The organism is Streptomyces sp. NPDC047853, assembly GCF_043204535.1.
Lineage (GTDB): Bacteria > Actinomycetota > Actinomycetes > Streptomycetales > Streptomycetaceae > Streptomyces.
Window position 1 is genome coordinate 132,149 of record NZ_JBIDCI010000010.1, and the last position, 20,658, is coordinate 152,806.

The 20,658-nt window shown below is 71.3% G+C and carries 15 protein-coding genes; 9 read left to right on the forward strand and 6 right to left on the reverse strand.

The window, feature by feature from the left end:
* Window positions 1–141: 141 nt before the first annotated feature.
* Window positions 142–3,288 carry an isoleucine--tRNA ligase gene (ileS, locus tag ACGF5T_RS20210; protein WP_366766180.1) on the reverse strand — a complete coding sequence of 1,049 codons (3,147 nt, stop codon included), beginning with the start codon at window positions 3,286–3,288 and terminating at the stop codon, window positions 142–144.
* Between the two features lie 588 nt (window positions 3,289–3,876).
* Between ileS and ACGF5T_RS20215 the strand changes: the two genes are divergently transcribed.
* The 7 genes from ACGF5T_RS20215 to ACGF5T_RS20245 all read left to right on the forward strand — a co-directional run bounded on the left by ACGF5T_RS20215 (window position 3,877) and on the right by ACGF5T_RS20245 (window position 10,191).
* Window positions 3,877–4,632, forward strand: coding sequence for a TraR/DksA C4-type zinc finger protein (locus ACGF5T_RS20215; protein WP_366766181.1), 756 nt, complete (start codon window positions 3,877–3,879; stop codon window positions 4,630–4,632).
* A 68-nt stretch (window positions 4,633–4,700) separates the two neighbouring features.
* Window positions 4,701–5,294 (forward strand): signal peptidase II, encoded by a 594-nt coding sequence (lspA, locus tag ACGF5T_RS20220; RefSeq protein WP_356608111.1) that lies wholly within the window; start codon window positions 4,701–4,703, stop codon window positions 5,292–5,294.
* Between the two features lie 64 nt (window positions 5,295–5,358).
* Window positions 5,359–6,456, forward strand: coding sequence for an XRE family transcriptional regulator (locus ACGF5T_RS20225; RefSeq protein WP_366766182.1), 1,098 nt, complete (start codon window positions 5,359–5,361; stop codon window positions 6,454–6,456).
* Window positions 6,453–7,001: a hypothetical protein gene (locus ACGF5T_RS20230; RefSeq protein WP_356608107.1), complete on the forward strand. Its 549-nt coding sequence runs from the start codon at window positions 6,453–6,455 to the stop codon at window positions 6,999–7,001. The genes ACGF5T_RS20225 and ACGF5T_RS20230 overlap by 4 nt, the downstream gene beginning before the upstream one ends.
* 69 nt (window positions 7,002–7,070) lie before the next feature.
* On the forward strand, window positions 7,071–8,015 hold the full coding sequence (locus tag ACGF5T_RS20235; protein ID WP_356608105.1) for an RluA family pseudouridine synthase: 945 nt from the start codon (window positions 7,071–7,073) through the stop codon (window positions 8,013–8,015).
* Window positions 8,012–8,515, forward strand: coding sequence for a GNAT family N-acetyltransferase (locus tag ACGF5T_RS20240; protein ID WP_356608103.1), 504 nt, complete (start codon window positions 8,012–8,014; stop codon window positions 8,513–8,515). Before ACGF5T_RS20235 ends, ACGF5T_RS20240 begins: the two co-directional genes overlap by 4 nt.
* 89 nt (window positions 8,516–8,604) lie before the next feature.
* Window positions 8,605–10,191, forward strand: a complete 1,587-nt coding sequence (locus ACGF5T_RS20245) for a Na+/H+ antiporter (protein WP_356608101.1) — start codon at window positions 8,605–8,607, stop codon at window positions 10,189–10,191.
* Between the two features lie 18 nt (window positions 10,192–10,209).
* Here ACGF5T_RS20245 and ACGF5T_RS20250 read toward each other — a convergent pair whose 3' ends face one another.
* Complete coding sequence (locus ACGF5T_RS20250; RefSeq protein ID WP_356608099.1) at window positions 10,210–11,334, reverse strand: mechanosensitive ion channel domain-containing protein; 1,125 nt, start codon at window positions 11,332–11,334, stop codon at window positions 10,210–10,212.
* 61 nt (window positions 11,335–11,395) lie between these two features.
* Here ACGF5T_RS20250 and ACGF5T_RS20255 point away from each other — a divergent pair, with 61 nt between their 5' ends.
* Window positions 11,396–12,040, forward strand: a complete 645-nt coding sequence (locus tag ACGF5T_RS20255) for a dienelactone hydrolase family protein (RefSeq protein ID WP_356608175.1) — start codon at window positions 11,396–11,398, stop codon at window positions 12,038–12,040.
* Here the strand turns inward: ACGF5T_RS20255 and ACGF5T_RS20260 are convergent.
* From ACGF5T_RS20260 to ACGF5T_RS20275, 4 genes are all read right to left on the reverse strand, one after another.
* The gene (locus tag ACGF5T_RS20260) at window positions 12,025–13,713 is read right to left on the reverse strand and encodes an alkaline phosphatase D family protein (RefSeq protein ID WP_356608097.1); all 1,689 of its coding nucleotides are present in this window, start codon (window positions 13,711–13,713) and stop codon (window positions 12,025–12,027) included. The genes ACGF5T_RS20255 and ACGF5T_RS20260 overlap by 16 nt on opposite strands.
* A gap of 78 nt (window positions 13,714–13,791) precedes the next feature.
* On the reverse strand, window positions 13,792–14,592 hold the full coding sequence (locus tag ACGF5T_RS20265; protein ID WP_356608096.1) for a DsbA family protein: 801 nt from the start codon (window positions 14,590–14,592) through the stop codon (window positions 13,792–13,794).
* Window positions 14,593–14,698: 106 nt separating this feature from the next.
* Entirely contained in the window at window positions 14,699–15,406 is a 708-nt protein-coding gene (locus ACGF5T_RS20270) for a hypothetical protein (protein ID WP_356608174.1), read from the reverse strand.
* A 69-nt stretch (window positions 15,407–15,475) separates the two neighbouring features.
* The gene (locus ACGF5T_RS20275) at window positions 15,476–16,813 is read right to left on the reverse strand and encodes a DUF2252 domain-containing protein (RefSeq protein WP_356608094.1); all 1,338 of its coding nucleotides are present in this window, start codon (window positions 16,811–16,813) and stop codon (window positions 15,476–15,478) included.
* Window positions 16,814–17,078: 265 nt separating this feature from the next.
* On the opposite strand from ACGF5T_RS20275, the gene dnaE reads away from it, so the two are divergent.
* Window positions 17,079–20,618 carry a DNA polymerase III subunit alpha gene (dnaE, locus tag ACGF5T_RS20280; RefSeq protein WP_356608092.1) on the forward strand — a complete coding sequence of 1,180 codons (3,540 nt, stop codon included), beginning with the start codon at window positions 17,079–17,081 and terminating at the stop codon, window positions 20,616–20,618.
* Window positions 20,619–20,658: the final 40 nt, after the last annotated feature.

Here is a 20,658-nt window from a genome sequence, read left to right on the forward strand (position 1 = left end):
GCGTTCAAGGGCGGGCCCCGGGTTTTCGACCCGCGGCCCGCCCTTGTGCTGGGTGCGGGCGCGGGTCGTGCCCACCCGTGCCGGGCAGCCGAGAAGGCCCGGCTCCCCAGGAGAGGGGGGCCGGGCCCGGGTGCTGCTCGGTTACTGCTTGCGCAGGCGGAACGTCAGGGACAGGCCCTCGTCCGTGAACGGCTCCCCGTACGTGTCGTCCGCCTCGCCCTGGGCGAAGTCCGTCGCCAGGACCTCGTCCGCGATCAGGGACGTGTGGCCGGTCAGGGCCGCCACCGTCGCCGGGTCCGAGGCGGTCCAGCGCAGGGAGATGCGGTCGGCGACGTCGAGGCCGCTGTTCTTGCGGGCCTCCTGGATCAGGCGGATCGCGTCACGGGCGAGGCCCGCGCGGCGCAGCTCCTCCGTGATCTCCAGGTCCAGCGCCACGGTCGCGCCGGAGTCCGAGGCGACCGACCAGCCCTCGCGGGGCGTCTCCGTGATGATCACCTCGTCGGGGGCGAGGGCGATCGTCTCGCCGTCGACCTCCACCGAGGCCGTGCCTTCGCGCAGGGCGAGGGAGAGCGCCGCGGCGTCCGCGTTCGCGACGGCCTTCGCCACGTCCTGGACGCGCTTGCCGAACCGCTTGCCCAGCGCACGGAAGTTGGCCTTCGCGGTCGTGTCGACCAGCGAACCGCCGACCTCGCTCAGCGACGCCAGGGACTCGACGTTCAGCTCCTCCGTGATCTGCGCGTGCAGTTCGGGGGTGAGCGCGTCGAAGCCCGCCACGGCGATCAGCGCACGGCTGAGCGGCTGGCGCGTCTTGACGCCCGACTCCGCGCGCGTGGCGCGGCCCAGCTCCACCAGCCGGCGGACCAGGACCATCTGCCGGGACAGCTCCGGGTCGATCGCCGACAGGTCCGCCTCGGGCCACGAGGACAGGTGCACCGACTCCGGGGCGCCCGGGGTGACCGGCACGACCAGGTCCTGCCAGACCCGCTCGGTGATGAACGGGGTCAGCGGGGCCATGAGCTTGGTGACCGTCTCGACGACCTCGTGCAGGGTGCGCAGTGCCGCCTTGTCTCCCTGCCAGAAGCGGCGGCGGGAGCGTCGGACGTACCAGTTGGACAGGTCGTCGACGAAGGCGGACAGCAGCTTGCCGGCGCGCTGGGTGTCGTACGCGTCCAGCGCCTGGGTGACCTGGTCGGTGAGCGCGTGCAGCTCGGAGAGGAGCCAGCGGTCCAGGACCGGGCGGTCGGCGGGGGCCGGGTCGGCCGCGCTCGGCGCCCAGCCCGCGGTGCGGGCGTACAGGGCCTGGAAGGCGACCGTGTTCCAGTAGGTGAGGAGCGTCTTGCGGACGACCTCCTGGATGGTGCCGTGACCGACCCGGCGGGCCGCCCACGGGGAGCCGCCGGCCGCCATGAACCAGCGGACCGCGTCCGCGCCGTGCCGGTCCATCAGCGGGATGGGGTCCAGGGTGTTGCCGAGGTGCTTGGACATCTTGCGGCCGTCCTCGGCGAGGATGTGGCCGAGGCAGACCACGTTCTCGTACGAGGACTTGTCGAAGACCAGGGTGCCGACCGCCATCAGCGTGTAGAACCAGCCGCGGGTCTGGTCGATGGCCTCGCAGATGAACTGCGCCGGGTACCGGCTCTCGAACAGCTCCTTGTTCTTGTGCGGGTAGCCCCACTGCGCGAACGGCATCGAGCCCGAGTCGTACCAGGCGTCGATGACCTCCGGTACGCGCGTGGCGGTCCTGCCGCACCCGTCCTGCGGGCAGGCGAAGGTGACGTCGTCGATGTACGGGCGGTGCGGGTCCAGGGCCGACTGGTCGGTGCCGGACAGCTCGGTGAGTTCCGCGCGGGAGCCGGCGACCGTGAGGTGGTCGTCCTCGCAGCGCCAGATGGGCAGCGGGGTGCCCCAGTAGCGGTTGCGGGAGAGCGCCCAGTCGATGTTGTTGTTCAGCCAGTCGCCGTACCGGCCGTGCTTGACCGAGTCCGGGAACCAGTTGGTCCCCTCGTTCTCCTGGAGGAGGCGGTCCTTGATCGCGGTGGTGCGGATGTACCAGGACGGCTGCGCGTAGTACAGCAGCGCGGTGTGGCAGCGCCAGCAGTGCGGGTAGCTGTGCTCGTAGGGGATGTGCCGGAAGAGCAGGCCCCGGGTGTCCAGGTCCTCGGTGAGCTTCTCGTCGGCCTTCTTGAAGAAGACGCCGCCGACCAGCGGGACGTCCTCCTCGAAGGTGCCGTCCGGGCGGACCGGGTTCACGACGGGCAGGCCGTAGGAGCGGCAGACCTTCAGGTCGTCCTCACCGAAGGCGGGGGACTGGTGGACGAGGCCCGTGCCGTCCTCGGTGGTGACGTAGTCGGCGTTGACCACGTAGTGCGCGGGCTCGGGGAACTCGACCAGCTCGAAGGGCCGCTGGTAGGTCCAGCGCTCCATCTCCGCGCCCGTGAAGGACGCGCCGGTGGTCTCCCAGCCCTCGCCGAGGGCCTTCGCCACCAGCGGCTCGGCGACGACGAGCTTCTCCTCGCCGTTCGTCGCGACGACGTAGGTGACCTCGGGGTGTGCGGCGACCGCCGTGTTGGACACCAGGGTCCAGGGCGTGGTCGTCCAGATCAGCAGCGCGGCCTCGCCGGCCAGCGGGCCGGAGGTGAGGGGGAAGCGGACGTAGACGGACGGGTCGACGACCGTCTCGTAGCCCTGTGCCAGCTCGTGGTCGGACAGGCCGGTGCCGCAGCGGGGGCACCAGGGGGCGACGCGGTGGTCCTGGACCAGCAGGCCCTTGTCGAAGATCTCCTTCAGCGACCACCAGACGGACTCGATGTACTCCGGGTCCATCGTGCGGTACGGGTCCTGGAGGTCGGCCCAGTAGCCCATGCGCGTCGTGAGCGCCTCGAAGGCGTCGGTGTGGCGGGTCACCGACTCGCGGCACTTGGCGTTGAACTCGGCGATGCCGTACGCCTCGATGTCCTGCTTGCCGGAGAAGCCCAGCTCCTTCTCCACCGCCAGCTCCACCGGCAGGCCGTGGCAGTCCCAGCCGGCCTTGCGGCCCACGTGGTAGCCGCGCATGGTGCGGAAGCGGGGGAAGACGTCCTTGAAGACGCGGGCCTCGATGTGGTGGGCGCCCGGCATGCCGTTGGCGGTGGGCGGGCCCTCGTAGAAGACCCACTCGGGGCGGCCCTCGGACTGCTCCAGGCTCTTGGCGAAGATCTTCTGCTCGCGCCAGAAGTCGAGCACCGCGTGTTCGAGCGCGGGCAGGTCGACCTGGGCGGGCACCTGGCGGTACTGCGGCTGCGTATTCAACGAGCTTCCTCCGGCGGACGTGCTGCCTTCCGTCGGAGGGACGAGAGCTTCGCTCCCGCGGTACCACCCTCCTTGGCCCCCGGTGCGTCCTGTGCGCCGGTGAGCCCCCTCGTTGGGGCGCGAGGCCGGGTCTACTCGCCCTGGCGGTGCTGGGCTTTCTTCCGGCGGCTCCGGGGTGATCTTCACGTCGCGCTCGCCCCCGGGCTCACACCGTCCCCGGGTCGCTCTGGGCTGCATACGCCGCTACTCGTCCCCATCCACGCTTTTCGCTCCGCCCAGTGTACGGCGCCGGGCCGACAGCGGCCGACCGGTTTCTGCGCCGGGCGGCAGGGCCCCCGCCCGCGCTCCGTGCGGCTCGCCGTGACCCGAATGCCGCCGCCCGGTCCCCGGTCGTGGAGCGGCCCGACCGGGCCCGGGTCCGGCGGATTACCGGGCGGGGAGCTGGGCACAACGCAGGCATGCTCGGTGCGCGGCGCGGCGCTGGGCGGGCGAACCGGGCGGCGTGCCCCGTTGCCGCGGGACTCGAGTCGATTTATCGTCCCAGCACGATTCGCGAGCAAGATCACAATATGTGAAGGGGCCGCGGCCATGGTGGCGAAGAAGACCGCCGTACAGCAGTCCGAGGCGGCTGCGAAGAAGTCCGCAGCCAGGAGGACGACGGCCGGGAAGGGGGCCGCGGAGGAGCAGGACGCCGCGGCCGGGGGCGGCGCGGAGGGCGGCACCGCGGCGGGGAGCGGCACCGCGAAGCGGGCGTCGGCCAAGCGTGCTCCGGGGAAGAAGAGCACGGCGAAGAAGAGCACGGCGAAGAAGAGCACGGCCAAGAAGGTGGGCGCGGCGCAGACCGCGGAGCAGACGGGAGCCACGACGGTGGTTGCGAAGAAGACCCCTGGCACGGCCACGGCGGCCAAGACCGCCGTCCCCAAGGCGCGCGGCGCCGCCGCGGACCCCGGCGACCTCGCGGTACGGCCCGGCGAGGACCCCTGGACCCCGGAGGAGGTGGAGGAGGCGCGCGGGGGGCTGGAGTCCGAGGCCGACCGGCTGCGCACCGAGATCGACTCCTCGGAGCGGTCGCTGCAGGGCATGATGCGCGACTCCGGGGACGGCGCGGGCGACGACGAGGCGGACACCGGCAGCAAGAACATCACGCGCGAGCACGAGCTGGCGCTGGCCGCCACCGCGCGCGAGGTGCTCACCCAGACCGAGCGCGCCCTGGAGCGCCTGGACGCGGGCACCTACGGCCTGTGCGAGAACTGCGGCAACCCCATCGGCAAGGCGCGCATGCAGGCCTTCCCGAGGGCCACCCTGTGCGTCGAGTGCAAGCAGAAGCAGGAGCGCCGGTACTGATCGGCCGCCGGGACGGAAGGCGTGCCGTACCCTCGTCCAAAGTCAGGTACCTAGGCTGAGGGACTCACGTGGCAGAGGCGGAGCGCATCATCGGTACGCCGGACATCCCGGACGCGGCGGGGGACGGCCGGGAGCGGGCCGACGCCGAGCAGGAACGGTCCCCGGAGCGTCCCCGGGGCAGGCGGCGGATCGCCGTGCTCTTCGCGGTCGCCGCGTTGGCGTACGCACTCGACCTGACCAGCAAGATGATCGTCGTCGCCAAGCTGGAGCACCAGGAGCCCATCGAGATCGTCGGGGACTGGCTGCGCTTCGTGGCGATCCGCAACGCGGGCGCGGCCTTCGGCTTCGGCGAGGCCTTCACCGTGATCTTCACGGTGATCGCGGCGGCCGTGATCGTCGTGATCGCCCGCCTGGCGCGCAAGCTCTACAGCCTGCCGTGGGCCGTCGCGCTCGGCATGCTGCTCGGCGGCGCCCTCGGCAACCTCACCGACCGGATCTTCCGGGCGCCGGGCGTCTTCGAGGGCGCGGTCGTGGACTTCATCGCGCCGAAGCACTTCGCCGTGTTCAACCTCGCCGACTCGGCGATCGTCTGCGGCGGCATCCTGATCGTCATCCTCTCCTTCCGGGGACTGGACCCGGACGGGACCGTCCACAAGGACTGAGTCCTCCGCCCCGAGGCCCCGAAGTTCCCGCTGTGCCGATCTCCTTTGTGCTAAATTCGCACACATGGGTATCGGGCGGCGGGTCGCAGAGGCGCGGGCTGAGCAGGGGGTCACCCAGGAACAGCTCGCGGTGGCCGTCGGGCTGGAACGCAGCGCGCTCGCCAAGATCGAGACCGAGAAACGCCGGCTGTCCGCGCTGGAGCTGGTGGCCATCGCGCGGGAGCTCCAGCGGCGGGTGGAGTGGTTCGTCGACGACGCTCCGCCGGCTCTCGTCTCCTACCGCCGGGCGCACCCCGACGTCGCCACGCAGGCCATCGACCTACGGCTCGACGAACTGGTCCGTGAGACCGAGTTCGTCGTGTCCTGCATCCCCGGGCTGGTCTCCGGCCAGCCCGAGCCGCTGCCGCCTCCGGCCACCGCCGCCGAGGCCGAGGAGATGGCGGCCACCGCGCGCCACATGCTCGGGCTGGGGCCCGCTGGTCCGGCCCACAACATCGCGGGGCTGGCCGCCGCCCTCGGTCTCCTGGTCTTCTCCCTCGACCTCGGGGACGGTGCGGACGCCGGCACCGTGCTCCTGGAGAAGGGCGGCGTGACGCTCGTCAACGGCAGCCGGATGGTGGGCCGCCGCCGTCTCGCCGCCGCGCATGAACTGGGCCACTTCCTCATCGCCGACGAGTACGCCCTGGACTGGCGGGTCGCCTCGTCGGAGGCCGACGGCCTCGAGGCCCGGCTCGACCGGTTCGCCCGGGCCCTGCTGCTGCCGGAGAGCGATCTGCGCGCCCGCTGGGCGCGGTGGACGAACACACCCGACGAGAGCTGGCGGGACGCCGCGGTCCGCGCAGCCAGTTGCTACCGGGTGGACATGGCCACCCTGGCACGTCGCCTCAAGGAGCTCCGCCTGGTCGAACACTCCAGGGCCGAGGACATTCGGCAGGTGCAGACCCGGCGGGCCGACATCGTGGAGAAGGACCTCGTGGTCAGCGACGAGCTGGCCCCGGTCGCCCTGCCCAGGACGTACGAGCAGGCCGTACTGGCGCTGTACCGCAGAGAGGCCGTGACCGAGGGAAGGGCGCTGGGGCTCCTGCTCGGCACCTTCGACAGTGCCTCGCTGCCCGAGCTGCCGCCCGTTCCGGCCTCCGAGATCTGGACCGTCACGTCGTGACCGACGAGCCACCGGCCTACGTGCTGGACACCGGTCCGCTCAGCCACTTCGCGAAGGCCCAGTGGCTCGGCGTGCTGAAGACGGTGCTCAAGGAGCACCGCGTGTGCATACCGGACATCGTGCGCGAGGAGGTGCGGCAGGGCGTTCCGCACTACCCGCACCTGCGGTCGGTGCTCGAGGAGACGCCGTGGATCGAGGTGGTGCCGCTGAACACCGAGGCCCAGTTATCGGCGTTCTCCCACTACGCCAAGCGGCTGGTCGGTCCGGACGGCCGCAACGCCGGTGAATGCGGGGTGCTCGCGCTCGCCGAGAGCACCCCCGGGGCGATCGCGGTGATCGACGACCGCGTCGCCACGGAAGCGATACGCGGCCGCCCCGTCGTGGTGCGCCGGACCCTGGGCCTGCTGTGCGAAGCCATCCGCGCCGGGCTGCTGACCGTCCCCCTCGTATCGGCGCTCGCGGACGACCTGCTGGAAAGCCGCTACCGCATCCCCTTCAGGACCGGGGAGTTCGCCGCCTGGGCGGAGGCCCAGGGGCTCCTCTAGGAGACCGTTCCGGTGACCGCGCACCGGTGTGCGTGACCGGCCACGTCACCCGTCCGGCATACTCGACGGGTGAGCACGATTCCCGAGATCCGTACCCTGCCCGTGCCCGACGGTCTGGAGGGCGAGCGCGTCGACGCCGCCATCTCCCGCATGTTCGGCTTCTCCCGTACCAAGGCCGCGGAGCTCGCCGCGGCGGGCAAGGTGCAGGTCGACGGATCGGTGGTCGGCAAGTCCGAGCGCGTCCACGGCGGCGCCTGGCTCGAGGTCGAGATGCCGCAGGCGCCCGCGCCGGTGCAGGTGGTCGCCGAGCCCGTCGAGGGCATGGAGATCGTGCACGACGACGAGGACGTCGTGGTGATCGTCAAGCCGGTCGGCGTCGCGGCCCACCCCTCGCCCGGCTGGACCGGGCCCACGGTCATCGGCGGGCTGGCCGCCGCCGGGTACCGCATCTCCACGTCCGGTGCCGCCGAGCGGCAGGGGATCGTGCACCGCCTCGACGTGGGCACGTCCGGCCTGATGGTGGTGGCCAAGTCGGAGCGCGCCTACACCTCGCTCAAGCGCCAGTTCAAGGAGCGCACGGTCGACAAGCGCTACCACACGCTCGTGCAGGGCCACCCCGACCCGACCAGCGGCACCATCGACGCCCCCATCGGCCGTCACCCCCAGCACGACTACAAGTGGGCCGTCACCGCCGAGGGCAAGCCCTCCGTCACGCACTACGACCTCATCGAGGCCTTCCGCGCCGCCTCCCTCCTCGACGTGAAGCTGGAGACCGGCCGCACCCACCAGATCCGGGTCCACATGGCCGCCCACCGGCACCCTTGCGTCGGCGACCTCACCTATGGCGCCGACCCGACGCTCGCCAAGCGGCTGCGCCTCACCCGGCAGTGGCTGCACGCCGTGCGGCTCGGCTTCGAGCACCCCGGCGACGGCCAGTGGGCCGAGTTCGCCAGTGACTACCCCGAGGACCTCCAGCAGGCCCTGGACCTGGTCCGCGAGGAGACGTACGGATGAGCGCCGAGCCGTCCGGAGCGCCGTCGTCCGTGGTGCCCGCGTACGAGGTGCGGGTCGCCGACGACCACGGTGACCGGGAGGCGTGCTTCGCGGTGCGCAAGGACGTCTTCGTCGCCGAGCAGAAGGTCCCCGAGGACATCGAGTACGACGCCTACGACGCCGACGCCGTGCACGTCCTCGCGGTCCGTGAGGACGGCGTGCCGCTGGGCACCGGCCGGCTGCTGCACGGAGCGGCCGCCGCGGCGAAGAACGGTGACGGCGACCCGGCCGTCGGCTCCCTCGGGCGCCTCGCCGTGACCCGCGAGGCCCGCGGGCTGGGCGTCGGGGCCGCGCTCGTACGGGCCGTCGAGGAGGCGGCCCGCGCGCGGGGGCTCCACGCGGTCGACCTGCACGCGCAGACCCACGCCCTGGGTTTCTACGAGCGGCTGGGGTACAAGGCCTACGGACCGGAGTTCCCCGACGCCGGGATACCCCACCGCGCGATGCGGCGCGCCCTGTAGGCGCGGGCGGCGAACGGGCCGGTGGGCCCGGCGGCGTGACAGGCTTGCGGTCCGCCGTGTGACGCCGAGACCCCACCGGAGCGCTGAGCGTGGACCAGTTGGCCCTGTTGTTCGTCCTGCTGCTCGGGGCCCTGCTGAGCGTTCCGCTCGGGGACCGCCTGCGGCTTCCGGCGCCGGTGCTGATGACCCTCCTCGGGATCGTGCTGGCCCTGCTGGACTTCGTGCCCAACGTCGACATCCCGCCCGAACTGATCCTGCCCGCGCTGCTGCCCCCGCTGCTGTACGCGGCGGTACGGCGCACCTCCTGGCGCCAGTTCGCGGCCAACAGGCGTCCGATCTTCCTGCTGGCGGTCGCGCTGGTCTTCGTCACCACGGCCTGCGTGGCCGCGGTGGCCCACGCGATCGTGCCGGGGCTGCCGATCGCCGCCGCCTTCGCGCTGGGCGCGCTGGTGGCACCGCCCGACCCGGTCGCGGCCACCGCCGTCGCCGGGCAGCTCGGGTTGCCACGCCGTCTGGTGTCCATCCTGGAGGGCGAGGGACTCTTCAACGACGTCACCGCCATCGTGCTGTACCACGTGGCCATCGCCGCAGCGGTCAGCGGCACGTTCTCGCCCTGGGAGGCGGGGTTCGACCTGGTGCTCTCCGCGGTCGTCGCGGTCGCCGTGGGGCTGGCGCTGGGCTGGGGCTCCAACAGGCTCCTGACGGTGCTCGGCGACCCGACGCTGCAGATCGGGCTGACCCTGCTGGTGCCGTTCGTGAGCTACGTCCTGGCCGACGAACTGCACGGCTCCGGGGTGCTCGCGGTGCTCACCACCGCGATGTTCCTCGCCGAGTACGCCTCCGACGCCGACGACGTGATGAGCCGGCTCGCCGGGCACACCGTCTGGGATGTCGTCGACACGCTCGTCACCGGTGTGGCCTTCGGGCTGATCGGCCTGGAGCTGCACAACGCGATCCGCACCGCCTCCGGCCGGTGGACGGAGCTGCTCGGCTGGGCGGGGGCGATCAGCGCCGTGGTCATCGTGGTCCGGCTGCTGTGGCTGCTGCCGGCCACCTGGCTGACCCAGCGGCTGCACGCCCGGCGGGATCACGACGAGGACATCCCGACGAGCTGGCGCGAGACCGTCGTCATGTGGTGGGCGGGGATGCGGGGTGTCGCCTCCGTCGCGCTGGCGCTGGCGATCCCGCTGACGACGGACGACGGGGCGGCCTTCCCGAAACGGGACGAGATCGTGTTCGTCGCCTTCGGCGTGATCATGGTCACGCTGCTGCTCCAGGGCCTGACGCTGCCCTGGCTGGTGGGCAGGCTCGGCGTACGGGCGGACACCGAACGCGAGCAGGCGTACGAGAAGGAGCTGGCCGTGCGGGCGGCCAGGGCGGCGAAGCAGCGGCTCAAGGAGATCGAGTCGGTCGAGGAACTGCCGGACGAGCTGTCCGAGCAGATGCTGCGGCGCGCCTACGACATCGGGGTGCGCATCAGCCCGGACCTCGGCGACGAGGAGCGGCGGGAGGCGCAGGAGCAGCGGGCCAGGCGGATCAAGCGCGTGCGCCGCATCCAGGGGGAGATGCTGAGCGCCGCCCGCCACGAGGTGCTGGCGGCGCGCAGCGAGGCCGGCGCGGACCCGGAGATCGTCGACCGGGTCCTGCGCCACCTGGACGTGCGCAGTCTCAGGTGAGGCCGCCGGTCCCCGCTGTCACAGGCTCTTCGTGGGCTGGTCCGGGAAGCGCCGCCCCACTCCGTCCTTGGAACGCCGCGGGCGGCGCAGACCGTCGAGGGACGGGCGCAGGGACGCGTCCGCGGTGTTGACCCGGGGCAGGGCGTAGGGATGCTCGTCGGCGAGCCAGCGGATCATCCCCTCGCGGACCGTGACCCGCACCGTCCAGATGTCGTCCGCGTCCTTCGCCGTCACCAGGGCCCGCACCTGCATGGTGTTCGCGGTGGTGTCCGTGACGGTGAGGTTGTAGTCGCGGCCGTCCCAGGCCGGGCACTCGCGCAGGAGGTCGCGCAGCCGTTCGCGCATCGCCTCCAGCGGCGCCGTGTGGTCGAGGTGCCAGAACACGGTCCCGGTCATCTGCGGGGTGCCGCGCGACCAGTTCTCGAACGGCTTGGACGTGAAGTACGACACCGGCATGGTGATCCTGCGCTCGTCCCAGGTGCGTACGGTCAGGAACGTGAGGGTGATCTCCTCGACGGTGCCCCACTCGCCGTCCACCACGACCGTGTCGCCCATGCGCACCATGTCGCCGAAGGCGATCTGGAACCCGGCGAACATGTTGCTCAGGGTGGACTGCGCGGCGATGCCGGCCACGATGCCGAGGACACCGGCGGAGGCCAGCAGCGAGGCGCCCGCCGCCCGCATCGCCGGGAACGTCAGCAGCATCGACGACACGGCGACCACGCCGACGACCGCCGAGACCACCCGCATGATCAGCGACACCTGGGTGCGCACCCGGCGCACCCGGGCCGGTGCCCGTTCGGCGTGGGTGTGGGCGTAGCGGGAGTAGGACGCCTCGACGACGGCCGCGGCGATCCGGATCACCAGCCAGGCCACGGAGCCGATCAGCAGCAGGGTCAGCAGCCGGCCCACGGCCGACCGGTGGTCGGGGAACACCTGCGCCTCGACGTAGGACCCTCTGAGCAGGGCCGCACAGAGCATGACCTGGTAGGGGATGCGGGCGCGGCGCAGCAGACCCCACAGCGGGGTCTCGGGGTGCCGTCCGTCGGCCTTGCGCAGCAACAGGTCGGTGGCCCATCCGATGACCAGCGTCAACAGGACGGAACCGCCGACCACGATCAGCGGGCGGAGTATGGTCTCCATGCCCTCGAACCTAACCGCACCCGGTGCGCCGTGAACCTGTGACTTGCGTCCCGGCCGGGGAATCGCCGGTCACCGCGTTGTCACACCCGGCTGGCACCATGGCCTCATGAACATCGTGCTCTTTCACTCGACCCTCGGTCCGCGGCCCGCGGTCGGGCAGGCCGCCGACCGGCTGCGCGACGCCGGGCACCAGGTGTGGACCCCGGACCTCTTCGAGGGCCGGACCTTCGACACGGTCGAGGAGGGCATGGCCCACCAGGAGGGGATCGGCAGGGAGGAGCTGCTGAAGCGGGCCGTGCTCGCCGCCGCGCCCTACTCCGAGCGGGGGCTGGTCTACGCGGGCTTCTCGCTCGGCGCCTCCATCGCCCAGACCCTCGCCCTCGGCGACCACCGGGCGCGCGGGCTGCTCCTCCTGCACGGCACGTCGGACATCGCGCCCAACGCGGCGGTCGACGACCTGCCGGTCCAGCTGCACGTCGCCGAGCCGGACGCCTTCGAGACGGACGACTGGCTCAGCGCCTGGTACCTGCAGATGGGCCGGATCGGCGCCGACGTGGAGGTGCACAGATACACGGGGGCCGGCCACCTCTACACCGACCCGGAGCTGCCGGACTACGACGAGGAGGCAGCCGAGGCCACCTGGCGGGTGGCGCTCGGCTTCCTCGACTCCCTCCAGGAGGCGGACGCGTCTCAGACGGGCGCGTAGACGCGCTCGACCCGCTGCGTGCCGCTGCGCGTGCGGTACGAACGGGCCCAGGCCGACGTGGCGTCCGGGTCGGTGCGGTCGGAGACGACGTAGTAGTCCATCTGCGCCCGCTCCGCGGTGACGTCCAGCACGCCGTAGCCGTGCCGGTCGGTGTCGACCCAGTGGACGTGCCGGTTCGCGGCCCGGATGACCGGCGCCGCGATCGCCGAGACCGTGCCCTCGGGCACCTTCACGATGTCGTCGAGGTTGTCGGAGGTCACCGACGTGACGACGAACTCCGTGGCGGCCGAGGCGGAGAGCGGGTACGTGGCGGCGTTGTGCGGCACGTCGTTGGCCCACGCCATGTGGATGTCGCCGGTGAGGAACACGGTGTTGCGGACGGCGTTCGCGCGCAGGTGCGCCAGCACTTCGCGGCGGTCGTCCGTGTACCCGTCCCACTGGTCCGTGTTGAGGGCGAGCCCCTCCTTCGGCAGGCCGAGCAGCTCAGCGAGCGGCTTCAGCAGCTCGGCGGGGATCGAGCCGACGGCGAACGGCGAGATCATCACCGAGTTGCCGACCAGCCGCCAGGTGGTGTCGGAGGAGCTGAGCCCGGCCTTGAGCCAGTCCAGCTGGGCGCGCCCGGTGAGGGTGCGGTCCGGGTCGTCGACCTCCCCGTCGCCGAGCCCCACCTGCTGCGAGCGGAAGGAGCGCAGGTCCAGCAGGGAGAGGTCGGCGAGCTTGCCGAACCGCAGCCTGCGGTAGGTGGTCCCGGCGATCGCGGGGCGCACCGGCATCCACTCGAAGTAGGCCCGCTTGGCGGCGGCCTGACGCGCCGCCCAGGCCCCCTCGGCGCCCTCGGTGTGGTTCCCGGCGCCGCCCGACCAGGTGTCGTTGGCGATCTCGTGGTCGTCCCAGATCGCCACGACCGGCGCGACGGCGTGCAGCGCCTGGAGGTCGGGGTCGGTCTTGTACAGGCCGTGCCGGACGCGGTAGTCGGCGAGCGTCAGGATCTCGTGGGCGGGCGCGTGCGGCCGTACGACGGTGTCGCGGGTGCCGTACTCGCCGGTGCCGTACTCGTAGAGGTAGTCGCCCAGGTGCAGCCAGGCGTCCAGGTCGCCGCGGGCCGCGAGGTGGCGGTACGACGAGAAGAGGCCGGCCTCCCAGTTGGCGCAGGAGACCACGCCGAAGCGCAGGCCCGGGACGGCGGCGTCGGCCGCGGGGGCGGTGCGGGTACGGGCGGCGGGGGAGTCGGTGGGCCCGGCGGAGAAGCGGAACCAGTAGTCCGTGGCGGGGGCGAGGCCCCGGACGTCGGCCTTGACGGTGTGGTCGGAGGCGGCCGTCGCGGTGACGGACCCCTTGGCGACGATGTTCGTGAACGCCTTGTCGAGGGCTACGGACCAGCTCACCTCCGTGTCCGGGCCGAGGCCCGACCCCGGTATGGACTCGGGGGTCGGGGTGACCCGGGTCCACAGCAGCACACCGTCGGGCAGCGGGTCACCGGAGGCGACGCCGTGCAGGAAGGCGGGGGCGGCCCCGGCGGCCCCGGCGGGCAGCGCGGCGGCGAGCGGGGCGGCCAGGACGGCGCCGGCCGCCGCGGCCTTGACGACCGTGCGGCGGCTCGGGGTGCGGGGGTCCGTGCGTTCGGCGGACGACGGGAAGGTGCTGCTCTCGGATGATCTGTGTCGACTGGTCACGGACGATCAGATTACTGATCGGTAAGCCGACGGGCGGGCGAACTCGGCAAAGTTCGCCCGCCCGTTCGCCGTTCTTCGCTACTTGGTGACGCCCGCGTCCTTGAGCGCCTTCTGCCACTCGGCGTCGGTGCTCGGCGTCTCGATCACCTTGTCGTTGATCTTGACCGTCGGGGTGGACTCGACGCCCTCCGCCTTCTGGAAGGAGTCGCTCATCTTCATCGCCCAGGCGTCGTAGGTGCCCTTCTCCACGGCGTCCTGGAACTTCTTGTTGCCCTTCAGGGCGTCGACCGAGTCCGCCACCTTGATCAGGTAGTCGTCCTTGGCGAACTCGTCGGTGGACTCCTCCGGGTGGTACTCGGACGAGTACAGCGCGGTCTTGTAGTCGATGAACGCGTCCGGGCTGACGTTCAGCGCGGCGCCGAGCGCGCTCAGCGCGTTCTTCGAGCCCTCGCCGCCGAGGTTCCCGTCGAGGAAGGTGCCGATCGTGAAGGAGAGCTTGTAGGTGCCGTCCTCCATGCCCTTGTTGACGGTCTCGCCGATGGACTGCTCGAAGGAGGCGCAGCCCGGGCAGCGCGGGTCCTCGTAGAGGTGGACGACGTTGTCGCCCTTGGCCTCGCCGAGGGTGACCGTGGTGCCGTTCTTGCCGGAGGTGTTGGCCGGGGCCACCACCTTGGCCTCGGCGGCCTTGTCCCAGCCCGAGGGCTCGTTGCTCTGCACGACGGCGTAGCCGATGCCGCCGGCTATCGCCAGCACGCCGACGATGGAGCAGGCCACGATGACCTGCCGCTTGACCTTGTCGCGCTTGGCCTGGCGCTCGCGCTCCTGGCGCAGACGCTCGCGGGCCGCCGACTTCGCCGACTGACTGTTCCGCTTGCTCATGGTGATGATCTCTCCGGGGACGCGCACACCGGGGTGTGCGGAGTGCTGATGGGGGACTGGCGGTGCCCGGCGGCGCGTGGTGCGCCCGCCGCGCGCTCGGGTCGTGTCACACGAGGGCGACCGGGCAGGGCGGTCCGCGCCGTCCCAGGGAGTGCGTGAGGATCCGCTCGCGGGCGTCGACGGTGCGGCGGACCAGGGGTGTCGCGCGGCGTGCCGCGGGGGTCCGGCGTACGCTCACGGCCGCCACGGCCAGCAGCAGCGGCCGGAAGGTGGTCGCCGCCACCGCGCTCAGCAGCTGGGCCAGCGCCCGCTCGCCGCGCCGCAGCCAGGCGGCCGCCAGCAGGCCGACGCCGACGTGCGCGCCGAGCAGCAGCCAGGCGCTCGCGGGCCCGGCGTCGGCCAGTACGGTCGCCAGCCGGTCGGACTCGGCACCGGTCACCCGGCTCAGCGGAGCGGTCACGCCCGCGTGCACGCCGGTCCCGTCGCCGCACAGCACGTCGAAGCCGACGGAGCGCAGCGGGCCCGCGACCGGGCCGCCCGCCCGGCCGTAGCAGACGTGCTGGCCGGTGGTGAAGAGCGTGTCGGCGGCCAGCTCCAGCGGGATCAGCAGGGCGGCGATCCGCCCGAAGCCCCGCTCGCGCCGCCCGGCCAGGGCGTACGCGATCAGGAACACGACGGCGGCGACCGCGGCCACCGCGGGCAGCGGCAGCGGAACCCCGGACAGCAGGACGTGCGACGCGGTGCTGAGCGTCACGGCGAGTGCCGTGAAGAGCGCCGCGCGCACGGCTCTGAGGGGGGTTCCGGAGATGTCCATGGCGAGAGAAGAGTCTGTCACGGGCCCCGGTAAGGGGCTCCTAAAGGGTTCCTGTGCGAGAGCGGACGGTTACAGACCCGGAATCCGGCCGTTGCGGAACAGGTCCACGAAGGTCTGGTGGTCGGCACGCGCGCGTGCGCCGTACCGGTGGGCGAAGTCGACCAGCAGCGGGGCGAAGCCCTCCTCGTCGGCCGCGATCGCCGCGTCGATGGCCCGCTCGGTGGAGAACGGCACCAGGGACTCGCCGGACTGGTCGTCCGCCGCCGCGTGCATGGCGGCCGTGGCCCGGCCCAGGTCGGCGACGACCTCGCCGATCTCCTCCGGGTCGTCGATGTCGCCCCAGTCCAGGTCCACGGCGTACGGCGAGACCTCGGCGACCAGCTGGCCCGCCCCGTCCAGCTCGGTCCAGCCCAGCCACGGGTCGGCGTGCGCCTGGAGGGCGCGCTGGGAGATCACCGTGCGGTGGCCCTCGTGCCGGAAGTAGTCCCGGATCGCCTGGTCGGTGATGTGCCGGGCGGCCGCCGGGGTCTGGGCCTGCTTGATGTAGATCACGACGTCGTTCTCCAGGGCGTCGCTGTTGCCCTCCAGGAGGATGTTGTACGAGGGCAGACCGGCCGATCCGATGCCGATGCCCCGGCGGCCCACGACGTCCTTCACCCGGTAGGAGTCGGGACGGGTCAGGGACGACTCGGGCAGCGTCTCCAGGTAGCCGTCGAAGGCCGCGAGCACCTTGTAGCGCGTGGCCGCGTCCAGCTCGACGGCGCCGCCGCCCGGTGCGAAGCGGCGCTCGAAGTCGCGGATCTCGGTCATCGACTCCAGCAGCCCGAACCGGGTCAGGGAGCGCGCGACGCGCAGCGCGCCCAGCAGCGGCCCGTCGGCGGTGTCCAGCGTGAACGGGGGCACCTCGTCGCTCTTGGCGCCGGTGGCCAGGGCGTGGATCCGCTCGCGGTACGCGCCCGCGTAGACCCGCACCAGCTCGGTGATCTGCTCGTCGCTGAGCGCCTTCGCGTACCCGATCAGCGCGACGGAGGCGGCGAAGCGCTTGAGGTCCCAGGTGAAGGGGCCGACGTAGGCCTCGTCGAAGTCGTTGACGTTGAAGATCAGCCGGCCGGTGGAGTCCATGTACGTGCCGAAGTTCTCCGCGTGCAGATCGCCGTGGATCCACACCCGGGAGGTCCGCTCGTCCAGGTACGGGCCGCCGCCCGCCGACCCGAACTCCTGGTCGACGGTCAAATCGTGGTAAAAGAGACTCGCGGTGCCGCGGTAGAACGCGAAGGCCGAGGCCGCCATCTTCCGGAACTTCACGCGGAACGCCGCTGGGTCCGCGGCCAGCAGTTGACCGAAGGCGGTGTCGAAGACGGCGAGGATCTCCTCGCCGCGCTCCTCGTTGAGCTGCGGAACCGACATGCCTGGTGCCTCCTGGTGCGGATGGTGCGGACTGTGCGGATGGTGCGTGACGGGCGGAGCGGATCCTCCACCCCGGACCAACGTTCCGAGGGGTGCGGGAGTGCCCGCGCCGGGGGCCCGCCCCGACACGCGGGCCCGCCCCCCGAAGGTACGCGGGGAACGCCTCGGAGTGTCGGTGGCGAGGCATAGACTTCGACGCTGACCCCCGGACCGACCGCAGCCCGCCGCCGGCCCGTCACCCCTCGTTTCCCACAGGAGGCCGAACGTGTCCAAGCCGCCGTTCACGCACCTGCACGTCCACACCCAGTACTCGTTGCTGGACGGTGCCGCGCGGCTGAAGGACATGTTCGACGCCTGCAACGAGATGGGCATGTCGCACATCGCCATGTCCGACCACGGCAACCTGCACGGGGCGTACGACTTCTTCCACTCCGCGAAGAAGGCCGGGGTCACCCCGATCATCGGCATCGAGGCGTACGTCGCCCCCGAGTCGCGCCGCAACAAGCGCAAGATCCAGTGGGGCCAGCCCCACCAGAAGCGGGACGACGTCTCCGGTTCCGGCGGCTACACCCACAAGACGATGTGGGCCACGAACCGGACGGGCCTGCACAACCTCTTCAGGCTCTCCTCCGACGCGTACGCCGAGGGCTGGCTCCAGAAGTGGCCCCGGATGGACAAGGAGACCATCTCCCAGTGGTCCGAGGGCATCGTCGCCTCCACCGGCTGCCCCTCGGGCGAGGTGCAGACCCGGCTGCGCCTCGGCCACTTCGACGAGGCCCTCAAGGCGGCCGCCGACTACCAGGACATCTTCGGCAAGGACCGCTACTTCCTGGAGCTGATGGACCACGGCATCGAGATCGAGCACCGGGTCCGCGACGGCCTGCTGGAGATCGGCCGCAAGCTCGGCATCCCGCCCCTGGTCACCAACGACTCGCACTACACGTACGCGCACGAGGCGACCGCCCACGACGCGCTCCTGTGCATCCAGACCGGCAAGAACCTCTCCGACCCGGACCGCTTCCGGTTCGACGGCACCGGCTACTACCTGAAGTCGACGGACGAGATGTACGCCATCGACTCCTCGGACGCCTGGCAGGAGGGCTGCGCCAACACGCGCCTGATCGCCGAGATGATCGACACCACCGGCATGTTCGAGAAGCGCGACCTCATGCCGAAGTTCGACATTCCCGACGGCTACACCGAGGTCACCTGGTTCCAGGAGGAGGTCCGCCGCGGCATGGAGCGCCGCTTCTCGGGCCAGGTCCCCGAGGACCGCCAGAAGCAGGCCGAGTACGAGATGGACGTCATCATCCAGATGGGGTTCCCGGGCTACTTCCTCGTGGTCGCCGACTTCATCATGTGGGCCAAGAACCAGGGCATCGCGGTGGGCCCGGGCCGAGGCTCGGCGGCCGGTTCGATCGTGGCCTACGCGATGGGCATCACCGACCTCGACCCGATCCCGCACGGCCTGATCTTCGAGCGGTTCCTCAACCCCGAGCGCGTCTCCATGCCCGACGTCGACATCGACTTCGACGAGCGCCGGCGCGTCGAGGTGATCAGGTACGTGACGGAGAAGTACGGCGCCGACAAGGTCGCCATGATCGGCACGTACGGCAAGATCAAGGCGAAGAACGCGATCAAGGACTCCGCGCGCGTCCTGGGCTACCCGTACGCGATGGGCGACCGGCTCACCAAGGCCATGCCCGCCGACGTCCTCGGCAAGGGCATCGACCTCAACGGCATCACGGACCCGACGCACCCGCGCTACAGCGAGGCCGGCGAGATCCGCGCGATGTACGAGAACGAGCCGGACGTCAAGAAGGTCATCGACACCGCCAAGGGCGTCGAGGGCCTGGTCCGGCAGATGGGCGTGCACGCGGCCGGCGTGATCATGTCCAGCGAGCCGATCGTCGACCACGCCCCGATCTGGGTGCGGCACACGGACGGCGTGACCATCACACAGTGGGACTACCCGCAGTGCGAGTCGCTCGGCCTGCTGAAGATGGACTTCCTCGGCCTGCGCAACCTCACGATCATGGACGACGCCGTCAAGATGGTGAAGTCCAACAAGGGCATCGACCTCGACCTGCTCTCCCTGCCCCTGGACGACCCCACGACCTTCGAACTGCTCCAGCGCGGCGACACCCTCGGCGTCTTCCAGTTCGACGGCGGTCCGATGCGCTCGCTGCTGCGGCTGATGAAGCCCGACAACTTCGAGGACATCTCCGCCGTCTCCGCGCTCTACCGTCCCGGCCCCATGGGCATGGACTCGCACACCAACTACGCGCTGCGCAAGAACGGCCTCCAGGAGATCACGCCGATCCACAAGGAGCTGGAGGAGCCCCTCCAGGAGGTCCTGGCGGTCACCTACGGCCTGATCGTCTACCAGGAGCAGGTCCAGAAGGCCGCCCAGATCATCGCGGGCTACTCGCTCGGCGAGGCCGACATCCTGCGCCGGGTGATGGGCAAGAAGAAGCCCGACGAGCTGGCGAAGAACTTCGTCCTCTTCCAGGCCGGCGCCCGGAAGAACGGCTACAGCGACGAGGCGATCCAGGCCCTGTGGGACGTGCTGGTCCCGTTCGCCGGCTACGCCTTCAACAAGGCGCACTCGGCCGCGTACGGGCTGGTCTCGTACTGGACCGGGTACCTGAAGGCCAACTACCCGGCCGAGTACATGGCGGCCCTGCTCACCTCGGTCAAGGACGACAAGGACAAGTCGGCCGTCTACCTCAACGAGTGCCGGCGCATGGGCATCAAGGTCCTGCCGCCCAACGTCAACGAGTCCATGTCCAACTTCGCCGCGCAGGGCGACGACGTGATCCTCTTCGGCCTCTCCGCCGTCCGCAACGTCGGCACCAACGTCGTCGAGTCGATCATCAGGTGCCGCAAGGCCAAGGGGAAGTACGCCTCCTTCCCCGACTACCTGGACAAGGTCGAGGCCGTCGTCTGCAACAAGCGGACGACGGAGTCCCTGATCAAGGCCGGCGCCTTCGACGAGATGGGGCACACCCGCAAGGGCCTCACCGCGCAGTACGAGCCGATGATCGACAACGTGGTCGCGGTCAAGCGCAAGGAGGCCGAGGGGCAGTTCGACCTCTTCGGCGGCATGGGCGACGAGCAGACCGACGAACCCGGCTTCGGACTCGACGTCGTCTTCGGCGAGGACGAGTGGGACAAGACCTACCTGCTCGCCCAGGAGCGGGAGATGCTCGGCCTCTACGTCTCCGACCACCCGCTCTTCGGCCTGGAGCACGTGCTCTCCGACAAGGCGGACGCCGGTATCTCCCAGCTCACCGGCGGTGACTTCGGCGACGGCGCGGTCGTCACCATCGGCGGCATCATCTCGGGCCTCCAGCGCAAGATGACCAAGCAGGGCAACGCCTGGGCCATCGCGACCGTCGAGGACCTGGCGGGCTCCATCGAGTGCATGTTCTTCCCCGCGACGTACCAGCTGGTCTCCACCCAACTCGTGGAGGACGCCGTGGTGTTCGTCAAGGGGCGGCTGGACAAGCGGGAGGACGTGCCGCGGCTGGTCGCGATGGAGCTGATGATCCCCGACCTGTCCAACGCGGGCACCAACGCGCCCGTGGTCCTCACCATCCCGGCCACCCGCGTCACCCCGCCGATGGTCAGCCGCCTCGGCGAGATCCTCACCCACCACCGGGGCGACAGCGAGGTCCGCATCAAGCTCCAGGGGCCGACGAAGACGACGGTGCTGCGCCTGGACCGGCACCGGGTGAAGCCCGACCCGGCGCTCTTCGGCGACTTGAAGGTGCTGCTCGGGCCGTCCTGCCTGGCGGGCTGAGCGGGCCGGCGGGCCGGCGGGCCGGCGGGCCGAGAGCGCG

What these genes read in the sequence shown, in the direction of transcription:
- ACGF5T_RS20240 (WP_356608103.1), top strand. Translation starts at nt 8,012, where the DNA reads ATGAGCGCCGAGCCGTCCGGAGCGCCGTCGTCCGTGGTGCCCGCGTAC.
- ACGF5T_RS20250 (WP_356608099.1), bottom strand. Translation starts at nt 11,334, where the DNA reads ATGGAGACCATACTCCGCCCGCTGATCGTGGTCGGCGGTTCCGTCCTG.
- ACGF5T_RS20270 (WP_356608174.1), bottom strand. Translation starts at nt 15,406, where the DNA reads ATGGACATCTCCGGAACCCCCCTCAGAGCCGTGCGCGCGGCGCTCTTC.
- ACGF5T_RS20265 (WP_356608096.1), bottom strand. Translation starts at nt 14,592, where the DNA reads ATGAGCAAGCGGAACAGTCAGTCGGCGAAGTCGGCGGCCCGCGAGCGT.
- ACGF5T_RS20225 (WP_366766182.1), top strand. Translation starts at nt 5,359, where the DNA reads ATGGGTATCGGGCGGCGGGTCGCAGAGGCGCGGGCTGAGCAGGGGGTC.
- ACGF5T_RS20215 (WP_366766181.1), top strand. Translation starts at nt 3,877, where the DNA reads ATGGTGGCGAAGAAGACCGCCGTACAGCAGTCCGAGGCGGCTGCGAAG.
- ACGF5T_RS20275 (WP_356608094.1), bottom strand. Translation starts at nt 16,813, where the DNA reads ATGTCGGTTCCGCAGCTCAACGAGGAGCGCGGCGAGGAGATCCTCGCC.